This is a genomic window from Tessaracoccus bendigoensis DSM 12906 (assembly GCF_900141915.1).
GTDB lineage: Bacteria > Actinomycetota > Actinomycetes > Propionibacteriales > Propionibacteriaceae > Arachnia > Arachnia bendigoensis.
In genome coordinates this window covers 20,581-47,342 of the sequence record NZ_FQZG01000028.1, presented here as the reverse complement: position 1 = coordinate 47,342, position 26,762 = coordinate 20,581, and the positions used below count along the sequence as shown (strand labels likewise).

The 26,762-nt window shown below is 66.7% G+C and carries 22 protein-coding genes, 1 tRNA gene and 1 pseudogene; 13 read left to right on the top strand and 11 right to left on the bottom strand.

What is annotated here, in order from left to right:
• Positions 1 to 243: 243 nt before the first annotated feature.
• A pseudogene (locus BUC15_RS09075) lies at positions 244 to 1,623 on the bottom strand (alpha,alpha-trehalose-phosphate synthase (UDP-forming)); the annotation flags it as partial.
• Between the two features lie 71 nt (positions 1,624 to 1,694).
• On the opposite strand from BUC15_RS09075, the gene otsB reads away from it, so the two are divergent.
• Positions 1,695 to 2,516: a trehalose-phosphatase gene (gene otsB / locus BUC15_RS09070; protein ID WP_073187314.1), complete on the top strand. Its 822-nt coding sequence runs from the start codon at positions 1,695 to 1,697 to the stop codon at positions 2,514 to 2,516.
• An 855-nt stretch (positions 2,517 to 3,371) separates the two neighbouring features.
• On the opposite strand, the gene BUC15_RS09060 is transcribed toward otsB, so the two are convergent.
• The 3 genes from BUC15_RS09060 to BUC15_RS09050 form a co-directional block, all read right to left on the bottom strand.
• On the bottom strand, positions 3,372 to 3,554 hold the full coding sequence (locus BUC15_RS09060) for a hypothetical protein (RefSeq protein ID WP_073187310.1): 183 nt from the start codon (positions 3,552 to 3,554) through the stop codon (positions 3,372 to 3,374).
• Between the two features lie 28 nt (positions 3,555 to 3,582).
• Positions 3,583 to 3,656: transfer RNA gene (locus tag BUC15_RS09055), tRNA-Ile, on the bottom strand.
• 65 nt (positions 3,657 to 3,721) lie between these two features.
• A complete protein-coding gene (locus tag BUC15_RS09050) occupies positions 3,722 to 4,765 on the bottom strand; it encodes a hypothetical protein (protein WP_245787930.1) in 1,044 nt (347 codons plus the stop codon).
• Positions 4,766 to 4,887: 122 nt separating this feature from the next.
• Between BUC15_RS09050 and BUC15_RS09045 the strand changes: the two genes are divergently transcribed.
• Genes BUC15_RS09045 through BUC15_RS09025 form a run of 5 tightly spaced genes read left to right on the top strand, consistent with a single transcriptional unit; the run spans position 4,888 to position 9,654 of the window.
• Positions 4,888 to 5,952 (top strand): AAA family ATPase, encoded by a 1,065-nt coding sequence (locus tag BUC15_RS09045; RefSeq protein ID WP_073187308.1) that lies wholly within the window; start codon positions 4,888 to 4,890, stop codon positions 5,950 to 5,952.
• A gap of 57 nt (positions 5,953 to 6,009) precedes the next feature.
• The gene (locus BUC15_RS09040) at positions 6,010 to 7,041 is read left to right on the top strand and encodes a DUF58 domain-containing protein (RefSeq protein WP_073187335.1); all 1,032 of its coding nucleotides are present in this window, start codon (positions 6,010 to 6,012) and stop codon (positions 7,039 to 7,041) included.
• A complete protein-coding gene (locus BUC15_RS09035) occupies positions 7,038 to 8,000 on the top strand; it encodes a VWA domain-containing protein (RefSeq protein WP_073187306.1) in 963 nt (320 codons plus the stop codon). The genes BUC15_RS09040 and BUC15_RS09035 overlap by 4 nt, the downstream gene beginning before the upstream one ends.
• Positions 8,000 to 8,959, top strand: a complete 960-nt coding sequence (locus BUC15_RS09030) for a VWA domain-containing protein (RefSeq protein WP_425443346.1) — start codon at positions 8,000 to 8,002, stop codon at positions 8,957 to 8,959. The genes BUC15_RS09035 and BUC15_RS09030 overlap by 1 nt, the downstream gene beginning before the upstream one ends.
• Positions 8,956 to 9,654, top strand: a complete 699-nt coding sequence (locus BUC15_RS09025) for a YggS family pyridoxal phosphate-dependent enzyme (protein ID WP_073187303.1) — start codon at positions 8,956 to 8,958, stop codon at positions 9,652 to 9,654. The genes BUC15_RS09030 and BUC15_RS09025 overlap by 4 nt, the downstream gene beginning before the upstream one ends.
• A 151-nt stretch (positions 9,655 to 9,805) precedes the next feature.
• On the opposite strand, the gene BUC15_RS09020 is transcribed toward BUC15_RS09025, so the two are convergent.
• Entirely contained in the window at positions 9,806 to 11,650 is a 1,845-nt protein-coding gene (locus tag BUC15_RS09020) for an alpha/beta hydrolase family protein (RefSeq protein ID WP_073187301.1), read from the bottom strand.
• Positions 11,651 to 11,766: 116 nt separating this feature from the next.
• Between BUC15_RS09020 and BUC15_RS09015 the strand changes: the two genes are divergently transcribed.
• Positions 11,767 to 12,783, top strand: a complete 1,017-nt coding sequence (locus tag BUC15_RS09015; RefSeq protein ID WP_073187298.1) for a hypothetical protein — start codon at positions 11,767 to 11,769, stop codon at positions 12,781 to 12,783.
• A 100-nt stretch (positions 12,784 to 12,883) separates the two neighbouring features.
• Positions 12,884 to 13,402 carry a DUF3145 domain-containing protein gene (locus BUC15_RS09010; protein ID WP_073187296.1) on the top strand — a complete coding sequence of 173 codons (519 nt, stop codon included), beginning with the start codon at positions 12,884 to 12,886 and terminating at the stop codon, positions 13,400 to 13,402.
• Between the two features lie 56 nt (positions 13,403 to 13,458).
• On the opposite strand, the gene BUC15_RS09005 is transcribed toward BUC15_RS09010, so the two are convergent.
• From BUC15_RS09005 to BUC15_RS08985, 5 genes are all read right to left on the bottom strand, one after another.
• On the bottom strand, positions 13,459 to 14,715 hold the full coding sequence (locus BUC15_RS09005; RefSeq protein WP_073187293.1) for a beta-ketoacyl-[acyl-carrier-protein] synthase family protein: 1,257 nt from the start codon (positions 14,713 to 14,715) through the stop codon (positions 13,459 to 13,461).
• Positions 14,716 to 14,795: 80 nt separating this feature from the next.
• Positions 14,796 to 15,041: an acyl carrier protein gene (locus BUC15_RS09000; protein ID WP_073187291.1), complete on the bottom strand. Its 246-nt coding sequence runs from the start codon at positions 15,039 to 15,041 to the stop codon at positions 14,796 to 14,798.
• Between the two features lie 44 nt (positions 15,042 to 15,085).
• Positions 15,086 to 16,081, bottom strand: a complete 996-nt coding sequence (locus BUC15_RS08995; RefSeq protein WP_425443345.1) for a beta-ketoacyl-ACP synthase III — start codon at positions 16,079 to 16,081, stop codon at positions 15,086 to 15,088.
• A gap of 2 nt (positions 16,082 to 16,083) precedes the next feature.
• Positions 16,084 to 17,028 carry an ACP S-malonyltransferase gene (locus BUC15_RS08990; RefSeq protein WP_073187289.1) on the bottom strand — a complete coding sequence of 315 codons (945 nt, stop codon included), beginning with the start codon at positions 17,026 to 17,028 and terminating at the stop codon, positions 16,084 to 16,086.
• Positions 17,029 to 17,189: 161 nt separating this feature from the next.
• A complete protein-coding gene (locus BUC15_RS08985) occupies positions 17,190 to 18,296 on the bottom strand; it encodes a PucR family transcriptional regulator (RefSeq protein WP_245787931.1) in 1,107 nt (368 codons plus the stop codon).
• Positions 18,297 to 18,428: 132 nt separating this feature from the next.
• Here BUC15_RS08985 and cobF point away from each other — a divergent pair, with 132 nt between their 5' ends.
• The 5 genes from cobF to BUC15_RS08960 all read left to right on the top strand — a co-directional run bounded on the left by cobF (position 18,429) and on the right by BUC15_RS08960 (position 26,001).
• On the top strand, positions 18,429 to 19,160 hold the full coding sequence (gene cobF, locus BUC15_RS08980; RefSeq protein ID WP_073187284.1) for a precorrin-6A synthase (deacetylating): 732 nt from the start codon (positions 18,429 to 18,431) through the stop codon (positions 19,158 to 19,160).
• Positions 19,161 to 19,212: 52 nt separating this feature from the next.
• Positions 19,213 to 20,226, top strand: a complete 1,014-nt coding sequence (locus BUC15_RS08975) for a PHP domain-containing protein (RefSeq protein WP_217652183.1) — start codon at positions 19,213 to 19,215, stop codon at positions 20,224 to 20,226.
• A 162-nt stretch (positions 20,227 to 20,388) separates the two neighbouring features.
• Positions 20,389 to 23,241 (top strand): pyruvate dehydrogenase (acetyl-transferring), homodimeric type, encoded by a 2,853-nt coding sequence (gene aceE / locus BUC15_RS08970; protein WP_084189472.1) that lies wholly within the window; start codon positions 20,389 to 20,391, stop codon positions 23,239 to 23,241.
• A gap of 127 nt (positions 23,242 to 23,368) precedes the next feature.
• Complete coding sequence (locus BUC15_RS08965) at positions 23,369 to 23,794, top strand: DUF3052 domain-containing protein (protein ID WP_084189471.1); 426 nt, start codon at positions 23,369 to 23,371, stop codon at positions 23,792 to 23,794.
• The gene (locus tag BUC15_RS08960) at positions 23,791 to 26,001 is read left to right on the top strand and encodes a 6-phosphofructokinase (protein WP_073187282.1); all 2,211 of its coding nucleotides are present in this window, start codon (positions 23,791 to 23,793) and stop codon (positions 25,999 to 26,001) included. The genes BUC15_RS08965 and BUC15_RS08960 overlap by 4 nt, the downstream gene beginning before the upstream one ends.
• Here BUC15_RS08960 and BUC15_RS08955 read toward each other — a convergent pair.
• Positions 25,976 to 26,731, bottom strand: a complete 756-nt coding sequence (locus BUC15_RS08955; protein WP_073187280.1) for a hypothetical protein — start codon at positions 26,729 to 26,731, stop codon at positions 25,976 to 25,978. The genes BUC15_RS08960 and BUC15_RS08955 overlap by 26 nt on opposite strands.
• Positions 26,732 to 26,762 lie beyond the last annotated feature (31 nt).

Here is a 26,762-nt window from a genome sequence, read left to right as displayed (position 1 = left end):
CCCACGTCCGAGCCGCGGCCGCCCAGACCAGACCTCCCGAAAATCGGCCAGTGGTCGATTCTGATCCGTCCAGGCACGACTATCGACCACTACCCTGACATCCGGGCGCGGTCCTGCCCGCCTGCGGATCGACGTCTACTCTTCCGCTTCGTTCTCGGCCGAGCGGGCCCGTATGAATCGCGCCAAGTTCTCTGCGGGGTTCAGAGACCAGGTGGGGTTGCCCGCGCGCGCCTGACCGATCCTCTTGAGATCGCCCAGGAAGTGATCGGCCCACGCGTCGATCGTGTGGGTTTCCACCTGCCGCCTCAACGAACGCATCCGGCGGCGCCTCACAACGGCAGGGTCGGTGATGGCCTGCATCACCGTGTCCTTCATCCCGTTGATGTCGTAGGGATTGACCAGGTAGGCCTGCTTCAGCTCCCGTGCCGCTCCTGCGAACTCGCTCAGCACCAGTGCCCCCTCCGTGCCCGGATGGCACGCCACGTACTCCTTGGCGACCAGGTTCATGCCGTCGCGCAGGGGGGTGACGACGGCGACGTCGGCGATCCGGTACAGCGCGGCCATCTTCACCCGGGGGTAGCTCGTGTGCTGGTAGACGATCGGACGATGCCCGATGTCCCCGATCTCTGAGTTGATCCGGCCGACCAGGAGGTCGATGTCATCCCGCAGCTTCCGGTACTCCTCGACGCGCTCGCGAGAGGGCGTGGCGATCTGGAGGAACACGGTCTCGGACGGATCGAGCCTGCCCTCGGCGAACAACTCGCCAATCGCACGGATCCGCTGCCTGAGGCCCTTGGTGTAGTCGAGTCGGTCAACGCCCAGGAGGACGCGCTTCGGATGGCCGAGGTCCTCCAGAAGGCGGTCCGCTTCCTCAACAGCCTCCGGCGACTCTGCGAGTTCCTTGAACCCGGAGGTGTCGATTGAGATGGGGTAGGCACGCGCATGGCACGTGTGGTCACCCAATGCGACACCGTCGCGCTCGACGCGGTGATCGGTGCGGGCACGGACAAGACGCAGGAAGTTGGAGGCCGCCCCCGGTACCTGGAACCCGACGAGGTCTGCCCCGAGCAGGCCCTCCAGGATTCGGCGCCTCCACGGCAATTGCTGGAAAAGCTCGGTCGGAGGAAACGGGATGTGCAGGAAGAAGCCGATCGACAGGTCCGGCCTCAACTCGCGGAGTAGCTGAGGGACCAACTGAAGCTGATAGTCCTGTACCCAGACGGTGGCGCCGTCGGCGGCGACCTCTGCCGTAGCCTCGGCGAAGCGACGGTTGACCACGACGTAGGCGTCCCACCATTCGCGGTGGTATTCGGGGAATGCGACGGTGTCGTGGTAGAGGGGCCAGAGGGTGGCGTTCGAGAAGCCTTCGTAGTACTCCTCGAACTCGCTGGCGCTCAACGCGACAGGCACGATCTCGTAACCATCGTGAGTGAACGGCTCAACGGACTCGTCGGTGGCGCCGTGCCAACCGACCCATGCACCTCCGTGCTTACGCATCACCGGCTCGAGCGCGGTGACCAGGCCGCCTGGAGAGGTGCGCCAAGTAGTCTCGCCTTCCTCCGTGGTTACCCTGTCGACGGGCAACCGGTTGGCCACCACCACAAAGTGTGAGCGTTCAGGCATCGGGACTCCTCCTTGGATCTTGAATCAGACTACCCAGCCTCGGTTCATGTTGTTGCTGGCAAGGTGGAGCCATGACTAGCTGGACTTCGTTGCATAAGGCGGGAACCAACTTCATGGCTGCGGTGCGGGAGCGCCCTGAGGGCGTGCTGCTCGCGTTCGACTTCGACGGGACCCTGGCCCCGATCGTCCCGGATCCCGAAGACTCGCGACTGCACGAGCGCTCCGCTACAGCTCTCGGGGTCCTGGCAGGCCGGGTCGCGACATTGGCCATCATCACCGGCCGCAACGTCGCGACGGTGCGTCGACTCGCCCGGCTCGATGATCGCCCCGATCTGGTGGGCCTCATCGTGTTGGGTGGCTACGGGGCCGAGCGATGGGTCGTCGGTTCGCCTGACCCGGGACCCGAGACGAGACCCGCTGCGGTCGAAGCGGCGCTCCCACGCGTCCGGGTCGAGATTCAATCGTGTGGCGTCGACGGGGTGACCCTTGAGGACAAGGGCAGGGCCCTCGGCATACACACCCGTCAGAGCGCCGACCCGGAGCTGGCCTACGGTCGGCTGCTGCCTGGGCTCGAGCGCATCGCAGCCGACCTCGGACTCACGCTGGAACCGGGCCGCAGCGTCATCGAGCTACGTTCCTCCGATGTGACGAAGGGCGATGCCATCCGCGCTCTGGTCGCCGAGTCCGGCGCCGCCGTGGCCGCGTTCTGCGGCGATGACCTCGGCGACCTGGCCGCTTTCGACGCTCTGGTCGAGCTACGCTCCACAGGGATCGAGACTTGCAGGGTGGTCAGCTCATCGCCCGAGCAGGAGAGCATGGACGCCCACGCCGACATCCTGGCTGATGGACCCGACGGGATCGCGGATTGGCTGACGGTGCTGGCACGCGGTTGATGGTCCGAGGCCGGGGCCCGTCAAGCGCGGCGCAGAGTCCAGAGCCCTCTGGGCTTTGTTTGAATCCCGTTGGGGCAAGGCTGCCACCGCTGAACCGAGCCAGCAGCGCGTTCGCCCAGGCCTGCGCGGCGGCGAACACGAGCAGTGCCAGGAGCAGGGTGGACTTGCGGGGCGGCCGCAGGGTGGCCAACGCCATCAGCGGGGCGCCGATCATCATGCCGATCGCAAAGACGGTGATGATCAGGCCGACCTGCCCGATGGTCACCTCGAGTGCGTCGGCGACCTGCGGGACGAGCCCGGCCACGATCATCTCGGTCGTACCGCCAAGCGCGCCGCTGCGCCCGGTCGGGCCCAGAACTCCTGACACGCGCAATCGGCCGCTGCCCCATCGAGGCTCCCACAAGGCACTTTGACCTTGGTTGCGATACCCATCCAGGAGAAACCTGAGGGAGTTCGTGAATGGTCGATTCGGGTCGCGTAGACGGCCGAGCGGCTCCCCAGGGCGCTCGCGATGGCTCACATAGGCTGGATTCCCGCTCAGGTCATTGGTTGAAGATCCACCGTCGTCACCAGGGATATGCCGTCGACACCAGCCTTCTGACGCCGATACCTGCGGAAAGGCTCGTCACCAGCGGTATACGGCTGGTGTCCAGCGATACCGCTGGTATCGGCCACAAACCCACGCCGACCAGCGATCCACCGTCGACACCAGCCTTCTGACGTCGACATCTGCGGGAAGGCTCGACACCAGCGATCCGGCGCCGATACCTGCGGAAAGGCTCGTCACCAGCGGTATACAGCTGGTGTCCAGCGATACTGCTGGTATCGGCCACAAACCGCTGGTGTCCACGACCATCACGCGACAAAGTAATCGCCGCGCACTTCGCCGACGCCAGTGATCTCCCGACGCTCAAGCGTCATCAAGGCCGCATCCGCGCAGGCCTCGCCGAACCCTTCTCCACCATCATCCGCGCAACAGACGACCTCGGCAGCGCCGACGGCAAAGGGGTGGAACACGAACACGACGAACCTTCGCATGTGGCGTGTTCCTGGAAGACACTTTGGGTGGGGCGTGCGGGGCTCGAACCCGCGACGGGCGGATTATGAGTCCGCTGCTCTAACCGGCTGAGCTAACGCCCCTCAACCAAGCGACAGCATAACGGGTCGAGGCAGCCACCGATCAACCGCGCCTACGGCTCAGGACACTAAAGCCGCGGGTTCGGCGACGGATCCCCCGGGCCCGACTGGTCGCCGCTCGGTTGGTTCATCGAAGGGGTCTGGCTGTAAGGGCCGCCGCCATCGCCGGGCGAGGGGGAGCCACTGCCCGACCCGCTCTGCGTCGGGTCGGGCGACATCGGGGAACCCGAGCCTGAACCGGAGGCAGGGGAGGGGATCGGCTGCGGGGCGTCGACCAGCGGCTGATTCTGGAAAAGCAGGATCGCCAGCAGCAACGCGAGGGCCGCGATCAAGGCCATCAACAGGAAGCTGACCAGCATCGTCACCCAGCCTGCACGGTCGTTTCGTCCCGGCCACGGCAGCGGCCACAGCCGGGTGTTGCCGTGTCCGGTGCGCTCGATCCAGTGCAGCCTGAAATCGGGCCCCGCGGGGCCGCTGAGCGGCGGGGTGGCGGTGAGGTCTATCGCGAGCAGGATCCGTGCCGCCTCATCGACGGCGGTCTTCGTCCCGTCGAAGGCCAGGGCGACCCAGGGCGCCGTCGGGGCCTTGGACGCCAACTGAGGGTCGTCCTCCTCGCTGCGGAAGCGTCCAGCCATCCGGCCGTCGTCCTGGCCCTGACCCCCACGCGCCACAACGGTGTCGATGTGCATGGCGTTGACCTCGCCTGAGAAGCGGGCCCTGGCCGCGGCATCGCAGGCGGCCCCCTCCGACAGGAGGATGAGCATTACCGAGTCTCCGCCATCCTCATGCGCCACGAAGGCCATGCCCGCCGGGGTCGCCGTCAGGCGGGCATCCAACCAGAAGTCGCCGACCTTGGCCGGATCGTCGTCGGTGAGCGGATACTGCATCGCCATCCGGACGGGCGGTTCCTGGGCGTCCGGCTCGGCGGGCGCCTGCCCGGTCTCGTCGGCATCCGGGGCAACCGGCTCGGGATGGTATGAGTCCGAATCGTAGGGATCGGCAGCGTAGGGATCGGGGATCTCATTGCCCTCGGCGGACGACGCGGAAGGCGGCCCCGCGGTGGCCGCGTCCGCGTCGTCGGCGCCCCGTCCGGGCTGATTCTCCGTGCTCATCGAGACCCATCGAACCACATCGCGCAAACATTGCGCCCCAACCACAGGTGTTGCGCTCTGGTTGGCTGCCGGGATTGTGGCGCTATCGTTTGTAGCGCACCCCAATCCCGAAGGAGCGCCGAGTGAGCACACCCCGGACCTACAACGCACCGTTGCCCGCCACCGTCGCAGACGCTGCACAGGTCCTTGGCACGGCGATCAGCCAGGTCCAGCGGATCATCGTCGGGCAGGAGCACATGGTGCAGCAACTGATGGTTGCGCTCCTCGCGAAAGGGCACTGCCTCCTGGAGGGTGTGCCCGGCGTCGCGAAGACCCTGGCCGTGCGATCCTTCGCGACGGTCGTCGGCGGCGACTTCGCCCGCATCCAGTTCACACCCGACCTGGTGCCCTCCGACATCGTCGGCACCAGGATCTACTCGGCCAGCTCCGAGCGGTTCGCGATCGAACTCGGCCCGGTGTTCGTCAACTTCGTGCTCGCCGACGAGATCAACCGGGCGCCTGCCAAGGTTCAGTCCGCGATGCTCGAGCTGATGGCTGAGAAGCAGGTGTCGATCGGTGGGAAGACGTATCCCTCACCCAAGCCTTTCATCGTCATCGCTACCCAGAACCCGATCGAGTCCGAGGGCGTCTACCCGCTGCCCGAGGCCCAGCGGGACCGCTTCCTGATGAAGGTCGACGTGCCTTACCCACGGGGCAACGAAGAGCTCGAGATCCTGCGCCGGATGAGCGTCCGCCCGCCCGAGGCCGAGCAGGTTCTGGACACCGAACTCGTGCTCCACCTGCAGGACATGGCCTCCAACGTGTTTGTGCATAACCTTGTGGCCGAATACATCGTCCGGCTCGTGCTGGCGACGCGGGCGCCGAAGGACTTCAACATGCCGGACCTCGAGAGCGTGATCCAGATCGGCTGCTCACCGCGTGCCACGCTCGGGTTGGTCGCAGCCTCGCGTGCCCTGGCACTGATCAACGGCCGCGACTACGTGCTGCCGACCGACGTGCAGGCCGTCGCGAAGGACGTCATGACTCACCGCATCGTGCTCGGATTCGACGCGATCGCCGACAACATCAACCCCACAGACGTCGTGGAGCGGATCCTGGCGATGGTTCCCGCCCCTACACCCGTCTGGAACCAGGAACAGCGACAGGCCAGCCACCAGCAGCACGCGCACCAGCCCGGGCGCTCGTAGGAAGCCGTGGCGAAACCGGAATTCACAATGGGTGGCCCCCCGCCGCAGGGGCCACCGATGCTTCCCGCCGACGACCGGCGTGGGGCGGCGCTGACGGTGCTGCGGCCCCCCACCGGCCCGACCATCCCTCTGAACCGGCTGGCGCCCGAGGCCGCGCTGCGCAGGCTCGAACTGACGATCGTGCGCCGCCTCGAGGGCTTCCTCCACGGCGATCACCTGGGATTGCTTCCCGGGCCGGGCTCAGACACCAACGATGCCCGCGTCTACCAGCCGGGGCAGGACGACGTCCGGAAGATGGACTGGGCGGTCACCGCCCGCACCACCATCCCGCATGTGCGCGACACCATGGCCGACCGTGAGCTTGAGGTGTGGGCGCTGCTCGATGCCACCCCGTCGATGAACTGGGGCACTGAAGGGATCACCAAGCGCGACCTGGGGATCGCGGCCATCGCCACCATCGGCTTCCTGGGCCAGAAGATGGGCGACCGTTTCGGTGGCATGGTGATGCTGCCCGACAAGGTGAAGCGGTTCCCGGCCAGATCGGGGCGCACCGCCCTGTACGGGCTGCTGCGCAAGCTCCTTACCGAACCGATCGTCCCCGACCACGCCAGCGGCAACCTCGAACTCGCCGGCGGCATCGAACAACTGGCCCGTTCGCAGCGCCGTCGGGGGATGAGGGTGGTCGTCTCGGACTTCCTGACGCCGGGCGACTCGGAGCTCGACCCGAACGCCTCACCCCCCTGGGAACGCTCGCTCAGGAGGCTCGGGGTGCGCAACCAGGTCCTCGCCGTCGAGGTGGTGGACCGCCACGAGGTCGAGTTCCCCGACGTCGGAGAGATGCTGATCCGTGACCCAGAGACCGACTTCTCCCGCTACATCAACACCTCGGACGAGGCGGCACGGCGCAGGATGGACGCCGCAACCTCGGCTCAACGCGAGCGGATCAAGGTCGCCATCCGCAGGGCAGGCGCCGGACACATCCAACTTCGCACCGACCGTGACTGGGTCGCCGACATCGCGCGTTTCGTCCTGAACTACCGCAAGGTCGCCAGCGTGCTCCACCAGCCGCCTCAGGGGGTGAGCAAATGAGCTGGGTGCCCGAGTTCCAGAACCCGGAGCGACTCTGGACTCTGGTGTTGCTCCCCATCCTCATCATCGCCTACCTCATCGTGCTGCGCCTCAAGGGGCATGTTGCCCTCCGGTTCACCAACACTGGAGTGCTTGGCCGGGTGGTTGGCGCCCAGCGTCGCTGGACCAGACACGTCTTCGTCGCGATGTCGCTGGCGTCCCTGATCGCCCTCGGCCTCGCCTACGCCAACCCGCTCGGGGTGGAGAAACAACCGCGGGAACGGGCGACCGTGGTGATGGTCATCGACACCTCGCTTTCCATGTCTGCCGAGGATGTCGCGCCGAACCGCCTTGACGCCGCGAAGTCTGCTGCGACGACGTTCATGCACGAGCTGCCCGACAGCTACAACGTGGCGGTCGTCTCGATGTCCGGAAGCCCCTCGATCGCCATCCCCCCGACCACCGACCGGGGTGCCACCGAGCGCGCAATCGCCGCCTTGGAGCTCTCCGACGGCACCGCCATCGGTGGATCGATCACCAGCGCGCTCAAGGCCATCGACCAGGCGCCTGCGGGCGACGACGGCGAGCAGGCCCCCGCGATGATCGTGCTGCTCTCCGACGGCACCAACACCGAGGGCGGCGACCCGGCCGAGGCTGCGAGAGAGGCCAAGGACCGGGAGATCCCGATCTTCACCGTCGCGTTCGGCACCGACAACGGATACGTCGATGTCGATGGGCGACGCGAGAACGTGGCCCCGGACCCCGAGGCACTCGCCGCGCTGGCCGACGCCACGGGGGGCAGGGCCGTCGACGCCGACGGTGCCGCGTCCCTGGGCGACGCCTACCGGGAGATCGGATCGGTCATCGGCTACGAGGATGTGAAGAAACCGATCACCGCGACGTATGCGGCGGTCGCGCTCGGTTTCGCAGTCGTCGCAGCGCTGGGAGCCGTGTTCATGGCGGCCAGGTGGCCCCGGTGATCCCCCTCGCCTTGGAGTTCCTTGCTCCCCAGCGGCTCTGGGCGCTGGCGATCATCCCTGTGATCGCGTTGCTGTACGTGTTGTTGTCGCGGCGCGGCGGTCACCGGAAGCGACCTGTGAGTTCACGGCTACAGCTCGTCGTCCCGAAGGACGCCGCCTGGAAACGGCACGGGGCGGTCCTCCTCGCCCTGCTCAGCCTCGGATCGTTGATCGTGGCCTGGGCCATCCCCAAGGACTACACCGACAAGCCCCGCGACCGTGCCAGTGTGATCGTCGCCATCGACGTGTCGTGGTCGATGGAGGCCGAGGATGTCAGCCCGAACCGCCTGAAGGCCGCGCAGGCCTCCGCGAACGAGTTCGTCAACTCGCTACCCGAACGGTTCAACGTGGGGCTGGTGACCTTCGCGGGGACGGCCGACATCGTCGTACCACCCACCGTCGACCGCGGAGCCGTGGTGCGTGCCATCGACGCGTTGGAGCTGGCCCCGTCGACGGCCGTCGGGGAAGGGGTCTACCGGAGCCTCGACGCGCTCAAACTGGTCCCGCCCGACCCGGACGACCCCGACGCCGTACCTCCCGCCGCGATAGTGCTGCTCTCCGACGGAGCCACCAACATCGGCCGCAGCTCGGCAGGTGCCGCCCAGACCGCCAAGGATCAGGGGGTTCCCGTCTACACCATCGCCTTCGGCACCGACGACGGCTACGTCGTACAGGACGGTCAGAGGCAGCGGGTCTCCGTCGACCACTACGAACTCAGCGAGATCGCACGCATCTCCGGCGGGAAGAAGTACTCGGCCGAGTCCAGTGGGCAACTCGCCGAGGTGTACGAGTCGATCCGCGAATCGGTCGGCACCGAGAGGGTTCCGACGGAGGTCACAGACCGGTCTGCGGGGTTTGCGATCATTTTCGCCGTGCTGTCGGCGATCGGTGTCATTTCACTCGGGGCACGCTGGCCATGAGTATCACCGAGAGCCTTGCCCGTGTCCGGGCCGCCATCGACGACGCCTGCCGGGAAGCTGGTCGCGATCCGGCCGCCGTCCGGCTCCTGCCTGTCAGCAAGTACCACAGCGTCGCCGCCATCCGTGAGGCGCACGCGGCCGGCTATGGGCTGTTCGGGGAGAACAAGGTCCAGGAACTGGTGGCCAAGGCGGCCGAGTTGGGCCAGGAGGGGATCGGGTTCGCAGCGATCGGCCACGTGCAGACGAACAAGGCCAGGCAGGTCGCCGAGGTCGCGACCGAACTGCATTCGCTCGACTCGTTGAGACTCGCGGAGGCTCTGCAGCGTCGGCTCGAGGCCGTGGGGCGCCGCCTGCCCGTCCTGGTGCAGGTCAACACCTCGGGGGAGCAGGCCAAGTCCGGGATACGGCCCGAGGAGGCCGTCGAGTTCGCCTCGAAGTTGTCGGCCTTCGACGCTCTCGAGCCCCGGGGGCTGATGACGATGGCGGTCAACAGCCCTGACGAAGACGAAGTTGCCGCCTGCTTCGGGTCATTGGCCGACGCCCGTCGACGGATCAGGGACGCGATGGGCGGCGGCTGGGAGGAGCTGAGCATGGGCATGTCGGGCGACTTCCGCCTCGCGATCCGGGAGGGCTCGACCTGCGTGCGGATCGGCACCGCGATCTTCGGCCCGCGCCCTGCACAAGCCCCCCTCTGAACGGTACGAGCCTGACTCTGGCGCTGGAACTTTGGCGGGCCTGCGCACGCGGGCAGGGTTGGAACTCGCCAGAACTTGAGCACTATCACCGGTTCGATTCCGATTTGAACGTGCCAACGTGTCTGGATTCAGATCGAACCCGGATTAGTGCTCAACGCCCACTCAACCCCAGTGACTCGATCTCGAGGACGGGGACGTCGGGGCTGTGGGGCATCCCGAACACCTGCTCCAGGAACGACACCTGCGCCTCCAGCGCGCGTCGCCTGGTGGCAAGCGCCCGGAAGCCGTGGCCCTCGCCTTCGAGCATCAGCAACGCCACCGGTTGGCCCGCCCCCCTGACCGCTTCGGCCATCTGCACAGCCTGGCTGGGCGGCACGACCTTGTCCTCGGTGCCCTGCAGGATCAGCATCGGGGTGGACAGCCTCTCCAGGTGGTTGACGGGGGAACGGTCCTCATAGATGGCCCGGCCCTCGGGCCACGGCGCGACCAGGCCTTCCGGGTAGCGTGATTCGGCCTTGTGCGTGTCGGTGACGAGCGTGGTGAGGTCGCCGATGCCGTAACGGCTGATGCCGGCCGCGTAGACGTCTGTCGTGGTCAGCGACTGCAGTGTCGTGTAACCACCGGCGCTGCCCCCGGTGATCGCCACCCGCGTGGGGTCCGCGAGGCCGCGATCAGTGACGGCCCTGACGGCGGCGACGGCGTCGCTGACGTCGAGCAGCCCCCACCTGCCTTTGAGCCGATCCCTGTAGGCCCGCCCGAAACCGGTGGAGCCGGAGTAGTTGACGTCGAGGACCGCGAAGCCGCGAGACACCCAGAACTGGGTGGTGGCGTCGTAGCCCGCGGTAGCCATGCTCGTTGGTCCGCCGTGCGTCATCACGATGAGCGGAGGAGTTGCCGACTCCGGTCGGTACAGCCATGACTGAACCGGGCCTGACTCGCCCTCGGCCCAGATCGACTCTCCCCGCACGACGTCGGGTTCCTTCCGGGTCGGGCCGGCGAGCGACTCGGTCGATCCGTCCGGATGGATGGCGAACAGCGACGACCCACGGTCGGGCCATTCAGCGACGACGAACACGATCCCGCCCGCGGTCGCGAGCGACTCGATGTCGGTGGTGCCTGGGACGGGAAACGCCTCACTGCCGTCTGACGGGGTCCAACCGGCAAGCCGACCTGCCCCATCCCCATAGCAGACCGTGGCGATCCGGTCGTCGCCGAACCCGACGGCGACAGCGGGATTGAGCACCCAGAGCGGGCCTGAGCAGTCCCGGTCGATCTTCCAGCGGGGACCGTCGACGATCTGCCAGTTCCAGAAGCCGTCCTCGTCCGAGACGAACGCGAGGCGGCCGGAGGGGAGCCAGACCGGGTATCCGGCCGAGACGCCGTCGGATGAGGCGACCGGCGCGGCGTCGGACGGGTCGGCCAGCGTCGCCGTCCACACCGACGAGGTGTCCCAACTCATGTTCGGGTGATCCCACTGCTGCCAGGCCACGCGGCACCCGGACAAGGCGATGGAGGCGTAGAAGTCCGCGCCGGTGGCAATCACGGTGCCCCCGCCGTCGTTGGCGCCAGACAGTGACAACGCCACGATCTCGGTGCGGGTTTCCGGCTCCGCAGAGTGGTCCTCGCGGACGGCGAGGATGACCCCGTCCGCAATGCTGAGAACGAGCCCGCCATAGACGTAAGGCGAGTTCTCTGGCGTGACGGGGCAGGTCCCGGCTTCACCACGCAACCAGACCCGCCCGGTGCGATCGTCGCAGTAGGCGACGGCCAACCCATCGACGGCGTAGGCGCCACCCCCGTACTCCATCGCCCGGGAGCGGACGTTTGCCTCAGGGGTGAGCTCGGAGACCTCGCCACCGAGCAGGCGACGTACCGTCGTCCGGCCGTCTTCTGCGGCGATTGTCGCCAGCCAGTAGACGGCCTCATCGGTGGCCCGGACCTGGGAGATCGCGTCTGGATAGTGCAGGACCGAATCGATCGGCGTGGGGGTGCGCATCCTGGCTGTATATCCGATCCGCCCCTGAGCAGGCAAGCACTCTTAGGTATTGACATCAGGCGGATACTTATGTTAAGGACCGGATCGTTGCGCGGTCCTCGATGAAGGAGTGTGCAATGAAGCTGTTCCGTTACTGCGCGGCCGCCGTGCTGGCAGGCCTCCTGATGACCGGTCCGACGCCCGTTGCCAACGCGGCGCCGGTCTACACGCCTCCCACTCCCGTGGTCAGCGTATACAACACCCCCGGGTCCCAGTTCATCGGCGGCCGAGCCTGGCGGACGCAGTGCATGATGTACTCGTCGAGCATCGTGCGGTGCCGCACCGAGATCTGGGCCAGCCAGGTCGTGAGGGTCGGCTCCGGCTACCGACAGATCAACGGCTGGGCGTTCAACAACCTGACGTACCTCCCGAGCCCACGGGCAGCGTGGGCCGGCAACAACCTCGGCCGGACCGCATCCTGGACCGCCTCCGATGGGCGCGCGTGGCGCACCGAGTGCGACACGGCCTTGACTGGTAAGGGTGGCTGTCGCACGTTTGCCCGCGCGGATGTCGTGATCAGCACCGGCTCTGGATTCCAGACGGTCAAGCGCTGGGTGTTCAACAACCAGGTCCAGTTCTCATCCGCCTCGATCCCGGCCGTGACCAGCGTGCCGAAATCGGTGCTGCAGCGGGCCGTCCTGACCCCGACCGGGTTCGGGCCCATCCAGCTCGGCACCAGCCTCTCGATCATGCATGGGCAATACCTCGCTCCGGGCAACCTTTGCAGCGCTCACCGCGCGTCCGCAGAGGTGCGCTCATTCGGCGTCGACCTGATGGACTACCTTGACGGCACGATCGGCAATGTGTGGACCAGCAGCCCTGCCACCCCGATCGGCAGCAGTTCCGGCCTTTCTACTTTCCGGGTCGGCATGACCTACGCCCAACTCACCGCGGCCTTCCCGGGAAAGATCCAACTGGTCACGAGAAACAGTGAGGGCGGCCCCTTCCAGGGCGCATCGCTGCGTGAAGGCCCGGTCGAACTGTTGTTCTACAAGGCGTGGGATCAGGGCGACCCGGAGAAGCTGCTCCCGACCGACAAGATCGTGACGGTGAGGGCGCGCGAAGCGGCCCAGGATCACTTCTATGGCTGCTGAAGCGTTGCGCGTCCGCCGGGGCTGATGCACAATTGGCAGGACACCTGGTCGGGCCGAATCGCTGGGGAAGGCAATCTGGCCCAACCAGGAGGTTCAACCGATGTCTGCTCATTCAGAGACCAGACCGCCGACGCGGGGGATGATCTTCATCCACTCCGCGTCGGCGGCGCTGTGCCCGCACATCGAGTGGGCCATCGGCGCCGTCCTGGACACCCGCATCAGCCTGGGCTGGGTTCCGCAACCGGCCCAGCCGGGCAGCCAGCGGGCGGAGTTCTCTTGGACGGGGGCGCCCGGCAGGGGCGCCGCGATCGCATCGGCGCTCGGTCGGCTGGGTCAGTTGCGCTTCGAGGTGACGGAGGAGCCGAGCGGTTCCTCGGATGGGCAACGCTACTGCCACACCCCTTCCCTCGGCTCGTTCAGCGCCGTCGTCGGTGTCCACGGCGACATCCTCATCCCCGAAGACCGTCTCAAGCATGCAGTGGCCACAGACGCGCTCGGCGGGGAGCCGATCCTGAAGGCCCTGGAGAGACTACTCGGTGCCCCCTGGGATGAGGAGTTGGATGTGTTCCGCTACGCCTCCGAGGAGGCACCGGTTCGCTGGTTGCATCAGGTCGGCTGATCAGGAACAGAAAACGGCCGGGCCATGTCGGCCCGGCCGTTTTCGGCGCGGCCGATTCAGGCGGTGACGTTCTGGTTGGTCACCGCAACCGCCACGTTCGAGCCACCGAAACCGAACGAATTGTTGAGCGCGGCCAGATCGCCTTCGCCTAGCGTGCGCGTGGCGTTGACCGCGATGTCGACCGGCAGCCCCGGTTCGAGGTTCTCGATGTTGATGGTGGGGGGGACGACACGATCCCGCAGCGCCATTACAGTCGCGAACGTCTCGAGCGCTCCGGCACCACCGAGCAGGTGGCCCGTCATCGACTTGGTGGAGGTCACGACGACGCCGTCGACGGCGGAGCCGAGGGCCGTGGCGATTGAGCCCGCCTCCGTCACATCACCCTGCGGCGTCGACGTGCCGTGCGCGTTGACGTGGACGATGTCGCGGGGGGCCAGACCGGATGCCTTGAGCGCCTTGATCATGGCCTGCGACTGTCCACGACCGCTGGGTTCAGGCTGCACGATGTCATGGTTGTCGTTGCTGATGCCTGCGCCCACCAGGGTGCCGTAGATCTTCGCGCCGCGGGCCAGGGCACTTTCCAAGGTTTCGAGGACCATCAGGGCGGCGCCTTCACCGAGCACGAAGCCGTCGCGGTCCACATCCCACGGACGTGAGGCAGTCTCGGGGCTGTCGTTGCGTCGGCTTAGCGCCTGCATCTGCGCGAACGCGTTCAGCGGCAATGGGTGGATGACCCCCTCGGTGCCTCCCGCAAGGGCAATGTCACAACGGTCGAGTTGGATCTGGTCGTAGGCGAGGGAGATCGCCTCGTTCGACGACGCACAGGCGCTGACGGGGGCGTGGACCGCTGCGGCGGCACCGACGAGCAATCCGAGGTTCGCGGCCGGCGCGTTGGCCATCAGCATGGGGATGGTCAGCGGCGAAACGCGGCGCAGCCCCTTCTCCTTCTGCGTGTCCCAGTTGCCGAGGAGCGAATGCAGCCCGCCGATCCCGGTTCCGACCGAGACGAGTGTGCGGTCAGGGTCGGTGGGGTTGTCGGCACCCAGTCCGAAACCGGCATCGGCCCACGCCTCCATGCCTGCGACCATCGCCAGCTGCGACGACCGGTCGAGCCGTCGTGCGGTCACTCGGTCAAGATGCTCGACCGGGTCTGAGGTCTCGGCCGCGAAGGTCACGGGCAGCTCAGCCGCCCAGGACTGGCGCAGTGCATGTACGCCGGAACGCCCGGCGAGCATCGCCTCCCAAGTGCTGGGGGCATCTGCGCCGAGGGGGGTGAAAGCACCAAATCCAGTGATGACGACCGTACGGGTCATGCGGGCTCCTGAGACGTCAAGGGTGGGGGAGGGGAGGGAATGGAGGTGGGCGGCCCCGCGTTCGGAGCCGCCCTGGCGCGTCAGTTCTGGGCGCGCTCGATGTAGGCGACGGCGTCGCCGACCGTCTTGAGGTTCTTGGCGTCTTCATCGGGGATGCTGACGCCGAACTTGTCCTCGCAGGCGTAGATGATCTCGACCATCGACAGGGAGTCGACACCGAGGTCGTCCACGAACGACTTGTCGAGCTGAACATCCTCAGCGGCGACACCGGCGATGTCGTTGACGATTTCGGCCAGGTCCGTGCGGATCTCTTCAGTGCTTGCCATGTTGGCTCCTTAACTTAACTGTGTTGGGTGGGTGGGTGGTGTGGTCAGGGCAGGATCACGGTCTGGCCGGCGAACACGAGGCCCGCTCCGAATCCGATGATCAGTGCGCTGTCACCGCTCTTGGCCTGCCCGGATTCGAGCAGGGCCTCCATCGCCAGCGGGATCGACGCCGCAGACGAATTGCCCATCCGGATGATGTCGCGGCTGACCACGACGTCCTCGGGCAGCTTGAGGTGGCGCAACATCGAATCGGTGATCCGGTTGTTGGCCTGGTGGGGGATGAAGCAGTCGAGTTCTTCGGGGGTCAGCCCCGAGGCGCTGAGTGCCTCGACGGCCTTGTCCACGATCGCGGTGGTGGCCCACTTGAAGACCTCGCGGCCTTCCATGTGGATAAAGGGACCCTCGACACTCGGGTTCACCTGGCGCCAGTCGTCGATCTCGATGACCCTGGCCGCCTCAGGCTTCGAGCCCCACACCGTCGGACCGATCGCCGGGACGTCGGAGGGCCCTACGACCACCGCGCCCGCTCCGTCGGAGAACAGGAATGCCGTGGACCGGTCGCTGAAATCGGTGTAGCGCGAAAGCGTCTCCGCCCCGATGACCAGCACGTGCTTCGCCGACCCCGAACGGACCATCGACTCGGCCAAGCAGACGCCGTAGCAGAAGCCGGCACAGGCACCGGAGATGTCGAACGCGGCCGGCGCCCCGAGGCCAAGCTGACCGGCCAGGATGCAGGCCAGCGACGGGGTCTGCTGGTAGTGCGAGACCGTCGAGACGAGGATCGCGTCGATGTCGGAGGGCTGGAGGCCGGCCCGCTCGATCGCCTTACCCGCGGCCTCTATACCGAGGGTCTCGACGTCCTCACCTTCGGCCACCCAGTGGCGCTCGGTGATCCCGGTGCGCTGTTGGATCCACTCCGGGGTGGAGTCGATGAGGGTACACATCTCCTCGTTGCTGACCACGCGGCTACCGCGTGCTCCGCCGACGGACATGATCCGCGCGTATTCGGCGCCTGTGGAGGTCTTCAGAGCCACGTTGATACTCACTTGGATTCGGGCTGCGGGGCAGCGGATGCGTGGGCGTCGACGAAGGTGCGCGCCTCGTCGAGTTGGTCAGGCGAGTTCAGGTTGAACAATTCAACGCCCTTGAGGTTTCGCTGGGCGATCTTGGTGAGTGTGCCGGCCGGTGCAAGTTCGAGAAGACCGGTGACACCCAATTCCGCCATCGTAGCCATGCACAGGTCCCAGCGGACCGGGTTTGCGACCTGATTGATCATTCGAGTAAGGGCGTCGGAACCGGAGGTGACGACCTTGCCGTCGGCGTTGCTGAGGAGCGCCAACCTGGGGGAGTGGGTCTCGACCCCTGCGGCCACTCCTTGCAGATGAGCCACTGCAGGCTGCATGTGGATCGTGTGGAAAGCCCCGGCGACGCTGAGCGGAACCAGACGGGCCCTGCGGGGTGGGTTCTCTGCGAGTACCGCGAGCTGCTCCACGGTGCCCGCCGCCACGATCTGCCCACTGCCATTGTTGTTGGCCGGGGTGAGTCCGGCCGCCTCGATGGCGGCGAGCACCTCATCCCGATCGCCGGCGACGACCGCGGTCATGGAAGTCGGCCTGGCGGCAGAGGCCTCGGCCATCGCGCGGCCGCGTTCCCGAACCAGGATCAGCGCATCATCGTCCGAAATGACCCCCGAAAGTGCCATCGCGGCCAGTTCCCCGACGGAATGCCCGGCGGTCACACCGACCGCACCCAGGTCGCTACCCAGGAGGGCACGCGCCGTCAGGAGCGCGGAAGCCACCAGCAGCGGCTGCGCAATCGCGGTATCGCGGATCGTCTCGGCGTCGGCCTCGGTGCCGAAGTGCCCGAGGTCGAGCTCGCTGACCTCGGAAAGCGCGGCGAGTTGCTCTGCCAGCGCCGCGTCTTCAAGCCACGGAGCGAGGAATCCTGGGGTCTGGGCGCCCTGCCCGGGCGCGACAATTGCTAGCACCCTCCAACCATGCCCGTTTGCCCGCGACGGGGGGAAATCGAATCGCACGAAAATGTCGCGACGCGCATTGTGGGAACCCGACAATGCCCACCGAGTGCGGACCGTGACAGGCCCCTGGGGATTTTGTCAGGTGCGCTGAATCACAGCGGTGTCGGGAGCGGTCACCGTTGGAGACGGCCTAGCGTGATCGCCATCCTGAGCACGTAGGCCTCCCTCGCGTCGGCCGGATTGTAGCCGGTGACGTCCTGGATCCTCTTGAGCCGGTAGCGCACCGTGTTCGGATGCACGAAGAGGGCCCGGGCGGTGGCCTCCATCGAGGAGCCTGCATCGAGGAATCCGACGCACGTCTCAAGCAGTTCCTTGTTCGCGGCCAACGCCGGATAGATGTCGCCGCTCAGAATCCGGCGCGCGTGCCCATCACCGGCGAGAGCACGTTCCGGGAGGAGGTCGATGGCCAGCAGGGTCGGCGGGCCCTCGGGCCAGGCCTTCGCGGCGCGGAATCCGGAGGCGGCCGCCCGAGCGGACCGGGGAGAGCCCGCGAGTCCGTCCGCTGTGGGGCCGATGACCACTGGGCCGGGCGCGAAGAACTCCTGCAGCTTTCCGATCCGTTCGCAGGTCTCCGCCGGGTCACCCACTCCCTCCCCGCCGAAGATGCAGACGAGCCTGTCGCCTTGAGGAGCCGCGAGCACCTCAAGTTGCAGTCTCGCGGCGGCCCTGCGCAGGCCGTCCAACTGGCCTCCGCCGTCCGGGTCGTGGGGGTTTGGCACCCCGCCGATCGCCACGACCACGTCGGACTCCGTGTTCCAGCCGAGAGTCGAGGCCCGGGAGATCACGGATTCATCGGTCTCGGCCCGCACCACCGCATCGACAACCGTGGCCTCGATTCGCGTGTCCCAGGCGCCACGGGCCTCTGCCGCGCTCGCATAGATCGCGGCCGCCGCGAATGCGACCTCCCTTGAGTAGTGCACGATGCCCAGTTGCAGCGGCTGCCGGTCACCACGGGGCAGCAGATGCTGGATCTGCTCTTCCACCACATCGGTGGTGGTACGCACCAGGTCCACGGTCTGTTGCAGAGTGATGCGGCGTGCCATCGCGCGAGGAGCGGCGTCGAAGATCGACTCGGGTTTGAACTCCTCACCGGAGAACCAGGTTGCGAATCCGTCGATCCCGGAGCGGGCCAGCAGACCGATCCAGGAGCGCGACTCCGCGTCCAGCCGCCCGAACCAGGCATGGCGGGTATTGAGCGCAGCTAAGGTCGCGGTGTTCATCTCGGAGGATGCCGCCGTGAGCCGCTTGATGATCCCGGCTCGCGTGCGGGAAGAGGAGATCAACGCTGGCGCAGTTCCGGGACGGGGTTCCATCCAGCAAGTTTATGGCCAGGGGACGGTAGGGTGAGCGGTGTGGCGCGCAAGGTATTCGTGATCGGGCTCGGCCCCGGCGGCTTCGGTCAACTCACGCTCGACGCGGTCGACGCGATGAACAGCGTCGACGTGTTCCTGGTCGCCGACTCCGACGACAACCAGTCGGATCAGGTGTGGCGTCGCAGCGAGTTGATCCGCCGCAACGTCAAGCGGGTCCATCGGGTGGTAACGGTCCTCGATCCCGCACACACGCAAGCCGATGACGGTGAGATCGACGCCGCGCGGCTGGCCCCCTATTCGCAGATTATGAGTGGTCTGCCAGATGACGCCACGGTCGGGTTCCTGGCCTGGGGCGATCCGGCGGTCTACGACTCCGTCCTGAGGGTGGTCGATGAGCTGCGGGGCGCCATCCCGATGGACGTGACGGTCATCCCCGGAGTGTCTGCGCCCCAGTTGTTGGCTGCGGCACACGCGATCGCGCTCAACCGCGCGGGGCAGAGCGTGCACCTCACCATCGGAGCCCGGCTGTTGTCGGAATACCACCCGGGCCTCGGTGACTTCGTGGTGCTCGACGACGCCGACTTCACCTGCCAGGCCCTCGTAGCGGAGTTCCCGGACACTGAGCTGTTCTGGGGCGCCTATCTCGGCACCGCTGACCAGGTGCTGGCCAGCGGTCCCCTGCGCACGGTGGTGCCGGAGCTGCAGCGAGTGCGGCAACGGCTGATCTCGCAGCACAGCTGGATCCAGGACATCTATCTCCTGCGCTCATGAAGCCGCCTCCCAGCCCCGGCCCGGTTGGCACCTGTCGGCCGACGCGCATCCCATGACCGGCCTGACACCGTCGGAGGCGCTACGCGAGTACGCATTCTGGCTCGAGCGGGACCGCGCCGACACGTACCGCGTCCGGGCATTCCGCGAGGCTGCGGCCATCGCGGACGGCTTGCCAGAGCTACCAGACACCGAGGCGGGGTGGAGGTCGCTGAAGGGATTCGGACCGAAGACCTCCGCGATTGCCGCGGCCGCCGCACAAGGCAGGTTGCCGACCGCACTGGCCGATAAGAGGGCCGCGGGCGCAGCCTCGCTCGACCCGGCAGGCGACGACCTCAGGGCATTGCTGCGCGGCGACCTGCACACCCACACGAACTGGTCAGACGGCGGCTCATCCATCGCGGAGATGGCCACCATTGCCGAAGCTCTCGGCCACGACTACCTCGCGATCACCGACCATTCCCCTCGGCTCCGCGTCGCCAACGGGCTCAGTGGGGAACGCCTCGTCTCACAGTGGGGCGAGATCGAGTCCGCCCAGCGCAACCACCGGGTGCGCATCCTCAAGGGAATAGAGGTGGACATACTCGGCGACGGCGCCCTCGACCAGGCAGACGCGTTGCTCGACGGGCTCGATGTCGTCACCGCCTCGGTGCATTCCGAGCTGACGGCCGATTCCACGACCATGACCCGTCGGATGATCGGCGCCGTCTCGAACCGGCACACGACCGTCCTCGGGCACCCGACCGGGCGCAAGCTCCGACCAGACGGCACCTGGCGCGGCCAGTCGAGCTTCGACGCCGAACTCGTGTTCGCGGCGTGCGCCATGTTCGGGGTCGCCGTGGAGATCAACTCGAGACCGGAGCGCCAGGACCCGCCACTGGATCTGCTGCTCATCGCCAAGGACGCCGGGTGCCTGTTCAGCGTCGACTCGGACGCCCACGCCCCCGGACAACTCGACTTCCTCACCTACGGCGCCGCCAGGGCAGTGGCCGCCGGGATAGAGCCCGACCAGATAGTCACCACCTGGCCGGTCGAGCGGCTGTTGAAACACGCGCGGCGCCACCGCTGACGAAACGGAAACCGGGTCGAGGGGTGGACCGCCGGATCTTTTGCACTATTTTCTTGTATCATATTTAAAGACTTCGTCGCTGCCTCCAGCCTCGTCAGTTGCGGGACCGCCTGCATCGATCCCGCCCCAGGCGTCGAAAGACCCCTTCCACGCGACGGTTGAATGCCCATTGGGCACCCCCGAAGCGCGCTAGGGTGGGGATCTGGTATCGGCCTGCGCCGAAGCCCATGTTGCCCGACATCGAGAGGAACCTTCGTGAGTCAGAACGAGGTTGGACCGATTCTCAATGGTCTGCCCACCAATCTCCCGGACATCGATCCTGCGGAGACCGCGGAATGGCTTGAATCGCTTGACGGAGTGATCGAAGCGGGCGGCCGGAACCGCGCCCGCTACGTGATGCTAAAGCTCCTCGAGCGGGCCCGTGAACGCCACATCGGCGTGCCATCCCTGACGGGCACCGATTACGTCAACACCATCCCAGCAGGCAGCGAGCCGGTGTTTCCCGGCGACGAAGCGCTCGAACGCGGCATCCGCCGTCTCCTGCGCTGGAACGCCGCCATCATGGTGCACCGCGCCCAGCGTCCCGGCGTCGGCGTCGGCGGCCACATCGCCTCGTACGCATCTTCGGCGACCCTGTACGAGGTCGGTTTCAACCACTTCTTCCGTGGAAAGGACCACCCGGGGGGCGGGGATCAGATCTACTTCCAAGGGCACGCCTCACCTGGCATGTATGCCCGCGCGTTCCTCGAGGGTCGGCTCACCGAGGACGATCTCGACGGCTTCCGCCAGGAGCACTCGCACTACGTCGATGGGAAAATCCGGTCGCTCCCGAGCTACCCGCACCCCAGGCAGATGGACAACTTCTGGGAGTTCCCGACCGTTTCGATGGGACTCGGGCCGATCAACGCGATCTACCAGGCCCAGTTCAACCGCTACCTGCACAACCGTGGCCTCAAGGACACCTCACAGCAGCACGTGTGGGCGTTCCTGGGTGACGGCGAGATGGACGAGGTCGAGTCGCGCGGCGCCCTGCAGTTGGCCGCCAACGACGAACTCGACAACCTCACCTTCGTCGTCAACTGCAACCTGCAGCGGCTCGACGGCCCGGTCCGAGGTAACGGCAAGATCGTCCAGGAACTCGAGGCTTTCTTCCGAGGGGCCGGCTGGAACGTGATCAAGCTCGTCTGGGGCCGCGGCTGGGACCCGCTACTCGCCAACGACGCCGACGGCGCGCTGGTCAACCTGATGAACTCGACCACCGACGGCGATTTCCAGACGTTCAAGGCCAATGACGGCGCATACGTGCGCAAATACTTCTTCGAGCGTGATCCGCGCACCGCGGCCATGGTCACCGACTGGAGCGACGACGACATCTGGCGCCTCACCCGGGGTGGCCACGACTACTCCAAGGTGTATGCGGCGTACAAGGCGGCCACCGAGTTCACGGGTGCCCCCACCGTCATCCTCGCCCACACCATCAAGGGCTACTTCCTCGGCAAGCACTTCGCCGGCCGCAACGCGACCCATCAGATGAAGAAGATGGCGCTCGACGACCTCAAGGGCTTCCGTGACCGGGTCGATGTACCCGTCACCGACGAGCAACTCGAAGCAGATCCGTACTTGCCGCCCTACATCCACCCCGGGCAGGATGATCCGCGCATCCAGTACCTGCAGGAGCGACGTCGGGAGTTGGGCGGCTACCTACCGGAGCGTCGCGCCGACCGGAAGTTCATCTCGCTGCCAGCCGACAAGGCGTACGAGTCGTCGCGGAAGGGCTCCGGCAATCAGCAGGTTGCCACGACCATGGCATTCGTGCGGCTGCTGAAGGATCTGATGCGCGACAAGCAGTTCGCGCCGCACGTGGTCCCGATCATCCCGGACGAGGCCCGCACCTTTGGTATGGACGCCTTCTTCCCGACCATCAAGATCTACAACCCGCACGGACAGAACTACACACCGGTCGACAACGAGTTGTTCCTCAGCTACCGCGAGTCCAAGTCTGGTCAGATCCTCCACACCGGCATCAACGAGGCCGGTTCGGTCGCGGCGTTCACCGCTGCCGGCACCTCGTACGCCACCCAGGGCGAGCCGATGGTCCCGATCTACATCTTCTATTCGATGTTCGGCTTCCAGCGCACCGGGGACGCGATGTGGGCCGCCGCCGACCAGCTTTCACGCGGTTTCATGATCGGAGCAACGGCGGGTCGCACCACCTTGACCGGTGAAGGCACCCAGCATATGGACGGCCACTCGCCGATCCTGGCGTCGACCAACACCGCGGTCGTTTCCTACGATCCGGCCTACGGTTACGAGATCGCCCACATCGTGCGCGACGGGCTACGCCGGATGTACGGTGAACACCCCGAGAACGTCATCTACTACCTGACGGTCTACAACGAGCCGATCGTCCAGCCCGCAGAGCCGGCAGGGGTCGAGGTCGAGGGCATCACCAGGGGCATGTACCTGGTCAAGCCCGGCTCGATGGAGGGCGTCGGCGAAGACGCCCGCCGCGCGCAGATCCTTGCGTCCGGCGTCGGTCTCGCTTGGGCGCTCGAGGCCCAGGAACTCCTCAAGAACGACTACGGCGTGGTCGCGGACGTGTGGAGCGTCACCTCATGGGGCGAGTTGAGGCGCGAGGGTCTCACCATCGAGGAAGCCAAGTTCCATGACCCGTTCGGCGAGCATCCCAAGACCTGGGTCGAGCAGAAGCTGGAAGGCACGCCCGGCCCGGTGGTGGCGGTGTCCGACTACATGCGAGCCGTTCCCGACCAGATCCGGCAGTGGGTCCCTGGCGACTACACGACGCTGGGTGCCGACGGTTTCGGCTTCTCCGACACCCGCGCCGCGGCCCGTCGCTTCTTCAACATCGACGGTCCGTCGGTGGCGGTGGCGGTCCTGCAGCGGCTCGCAGCCGACGGTCAGGTCCCGGCGGAGTGGGCGACCGAGGCCGCCGCACGGTACCGGCTGGACGATGTGACGGCCGGCGCATCTGGAAACGCCGGAGGCGACGCGTAGGCCAAGGCGTCGCCCACAGAGGCCACATCTGGGAAGGGTCGGTCCTTATTCGGACCGGCCCTTCCTACCCGTTCCGGGGGGCCGTCGTGAAATCGGGCGCCGCATCTGGCAGGCTTGACCTGTGGACATGGCAGATAGCAAGTCGACCAGGGACCCGCTCGCGAGCGCCGACCTTCTGAGCCTCACCCCTGGGCTCGTGGTCCAGGAACTGGGATGGGACGACGACGTGGACGCGGACCTCCGCGACGACATCATGGACTCCATCGACGCCGAGATGGTCGACGACCCGCTCGAAGCGGTTGACGTCGTGGTGCTCTGGTGGAGGGAAGACGACGGCGACATCGCCGACGGGCTGGTCGATGCGATGACAGACCTGTCAGGCTCCGGCTGCATCTGGTTGTTGACACCGAAGGTCGGACGACCGGGGTTCATCTCCGCAGCATCGCTCGCAGAGGGCGTCACCGTCGCAGGGCTTGCGCTGACCAATACCGTCAACGTCGCACCCGACTGGCAGGCAACTCGTGTGGTGCGCCCAAAGGGAACCCGCCGATGAGCCCGCGCATCGGAGTCATGACTTCGGGCGGGGATGCGCAGGGCATGAACGCCGCAGTGCGCTCCATCGTCCGCTCCGGCATCCACCAGGGCGCCGAGGTGTATGCCATCTACGAGGGGTGGCAGGGAGCCATCGCCGGAGGCGAGCACATCAGGCACCTCGGCTGGAGCGACGTATCCGGCATCCTGAACAAGGGCGGGACGGTCATCGGCACCGCCCGCTCCGCCGAGTTCCGCACCCGCGAGGGACAGCTCAAGGCCGTTGAGAACCTCGTCCACAACGGGATCGACAGGCTGATCGTGATCGGGGGCGACGGATCGCTCACCGGTACCCGGGCGTTGTGTCTCGGCTGGCCCGCATATGTTGAGGAACTGGTCACCACCGGCCGCATCACCGCTGAGCAGGCCGCGGCCCACCCACACCTGAACATCGCAGGGATGGTCGGTTCCATCGACAACGACATGGTCGGCACCGATATGACCATCGGCACCGACTCGGCGATGCACCGTATCACCGAGGCGATCGATGCGATCAGCTCGACCGCCGAATCACACCGCCGCACCTTCATCGTCGAGGTGATGGGTCGCCACTGTGGCTACCTCGCCCTCATGACCGCCATCGCCGGGGGCGCCGACTACACCTTCCTACCCGAGTCCCCACCGCGCCCAGGATGGGAGGACCGCATGGTGGAGGTTCTGGGCCGGGGGAGGGCCGCAGGGCGCCGCGACTCGATCATCCTCGTCTCCGAAGGGGCCGCCGACCGTGAGGGGGAACCCATCACGGCCCAACGGATTCAGGCAGCACTGCGTGACCGCACCGGCGAGGAGGCGCGCATCACCATCCTCGGGCACGTGCAGCGCGGCGGGACCCCGTCGGCCTACGATCGTTGGATGGCCACCGTCTGCGGGGCCGAGGCGGTCCGTCAGGTCTTGTCCGCCGACGCCCAGTCCGAGCCGATGCTGGTGGGCGTCCGTCGCGACATGGTCAACACGACGCCGCTCCTGGCAGCCGTCGAGGCGACCCACAGGATCGGCGACTTCGTCAACGAAGGCGACTACGAGGCGGCGATCCACGCCAGGGGTGTGGGATTCACCACCATGGTCGACATCTACCGGATGCTCTCCGAGGCGACCCCGACCGTGGCGCACAGCGAGAACGCGAAGCGCATCGCGGTCATGCACGCCGGGGCCCTTGCGCCCGGCATGAACCAACTGGCCAGGGTTGCGGTGCGGGCAGGCCTCGACCGGGGCTATGACCTGTTCGCCGTGAAGGGCGGAGTGCCAGGGCTCATCTCGGGCGATCTTCAGGAAGTCTCCTGGTCCGATGTGGAGGGCATGGCCAGCACCGGAGGCGCCAATTTCGGCACCCGACGCTACGTCCCCGTGGACGCCGACCTCTACATGATGGCGCGCACCTTGGAGGAGCACCGCATCGACGCGCTGCTCGTGATGGGCGGTTTCCACGCCTACGCGACTGTCGACCTGATGGAGAAGGAAAGGCGGCGCTACCCGGCCTTCAATATCCCGATCGCCCTACTGCCCGCCAGCATCGACAACAACCTTCCCGACTGGCCGATGGCGGTTGGCTCGGATACGGCGCTGAACACGATCGTCAGATCGATCGACATGATCCGCATGTCGGCCTCCGCCAGCAAGCGGGCCTTTGTCGTGGAGACGATGGGACGCACATGTGGGTTCCTCCCGTTGATGGGCGCTCTCGCGGCTGGCGCCGAGAAGGCATACCTGCCTGAGACCGGCATCACGCTGGAACAGTTGACAGACGATGTGACTGCGCTGGTCGACTCCTTCACGAGTGGCCGATCGTTCTACCTTACGGTGATGGGCGAGGAGGCGAGCAAGTACTTCACCGGCGACGTGATCACCAGATTGTTTGAAGCCGAGGGCGCCGGCATCTACTCGGTCCGCGACGCCGTCATCGGGCATATCCAGCAGGGTGGCAATCCCACACCCTTCGACCGGATCAATGCCACCAGGCTCGCCTACATGGCGATCAGCAATCTTGACCGGCAACTGCTGAACGGCAGCACCGACTATGTGGCAGCCTCCAGCGGCGCACCAGGGCTACTCGCGCCGCTCCGTGAGGTCAGCGCGGGGATGGACTGGGACAACCAGCGTCCGAATGAGCAGTGGTGGCTGAAGGTGCGCCCTGTCTTCGAGCAGCTCAGCCGTCGGCCTGGCCAGGAGTAGCACACTGGCTGATGGTCACGCCGAACGAGTAGGCCGCACCACATTCGATGACCGCCAGTTCGGTCCTGGCGGGTGAGTCTGCAGGCACGGCCACTGGAATGGTGTCACGGAAGACGATCGTGGTGGAGTCGGTGTCGCGGCGTACCAAGGTGAAGTCGACCTTTGTTGCCACGGAATCGCTGGTCCGGGTGCCGGTGAAGCTGCACGCCACCCCCTCGGCCCCCGGCGCTACCGAGACGTCGACCGTCGCAGACTCAGCCACATTGTCGTAGGTCTTGCGCTGCTCGGTCACCAGGTCGGAGCAGGCCGTCGCAAGGTCTTCGTTGATCGACGTCAGGGTCACAATCTGGATACGGGTGTCAGTTTCGAGGTGGCGCAGCCTCACCAGCCTCCGGTCGTCCTGCACGACCTCATCCGCGTACAGCCGCCATCCGGGCAGCACGGTTACGCGGGAGTCACCCAACTCAAGGACGACCGGGCCAGCGGAAGAGGGGGCAGGGCTTGCCGACGGTGTCCCCGCCGACGGTTCTGCGGTGCTTGTGGGTTCCGCCGATGTTCCGTCCCCCGTCGGTTGGGCCGTGGGGCTTGGCGTCATCTCGCCGCCCGACCCTGCCGGGCCCACCGTGGCCATCAGGACCACGAAGATGGCGAGGATCAACGCAACGGCGGCTGCAGCGAGCGCGTACCAACGCCGGGATTCGGGTTCGCCCCCAGCGGCATCTTCCTCCATTGCGCACACCTCCCCTGCACCGTGGGCAACC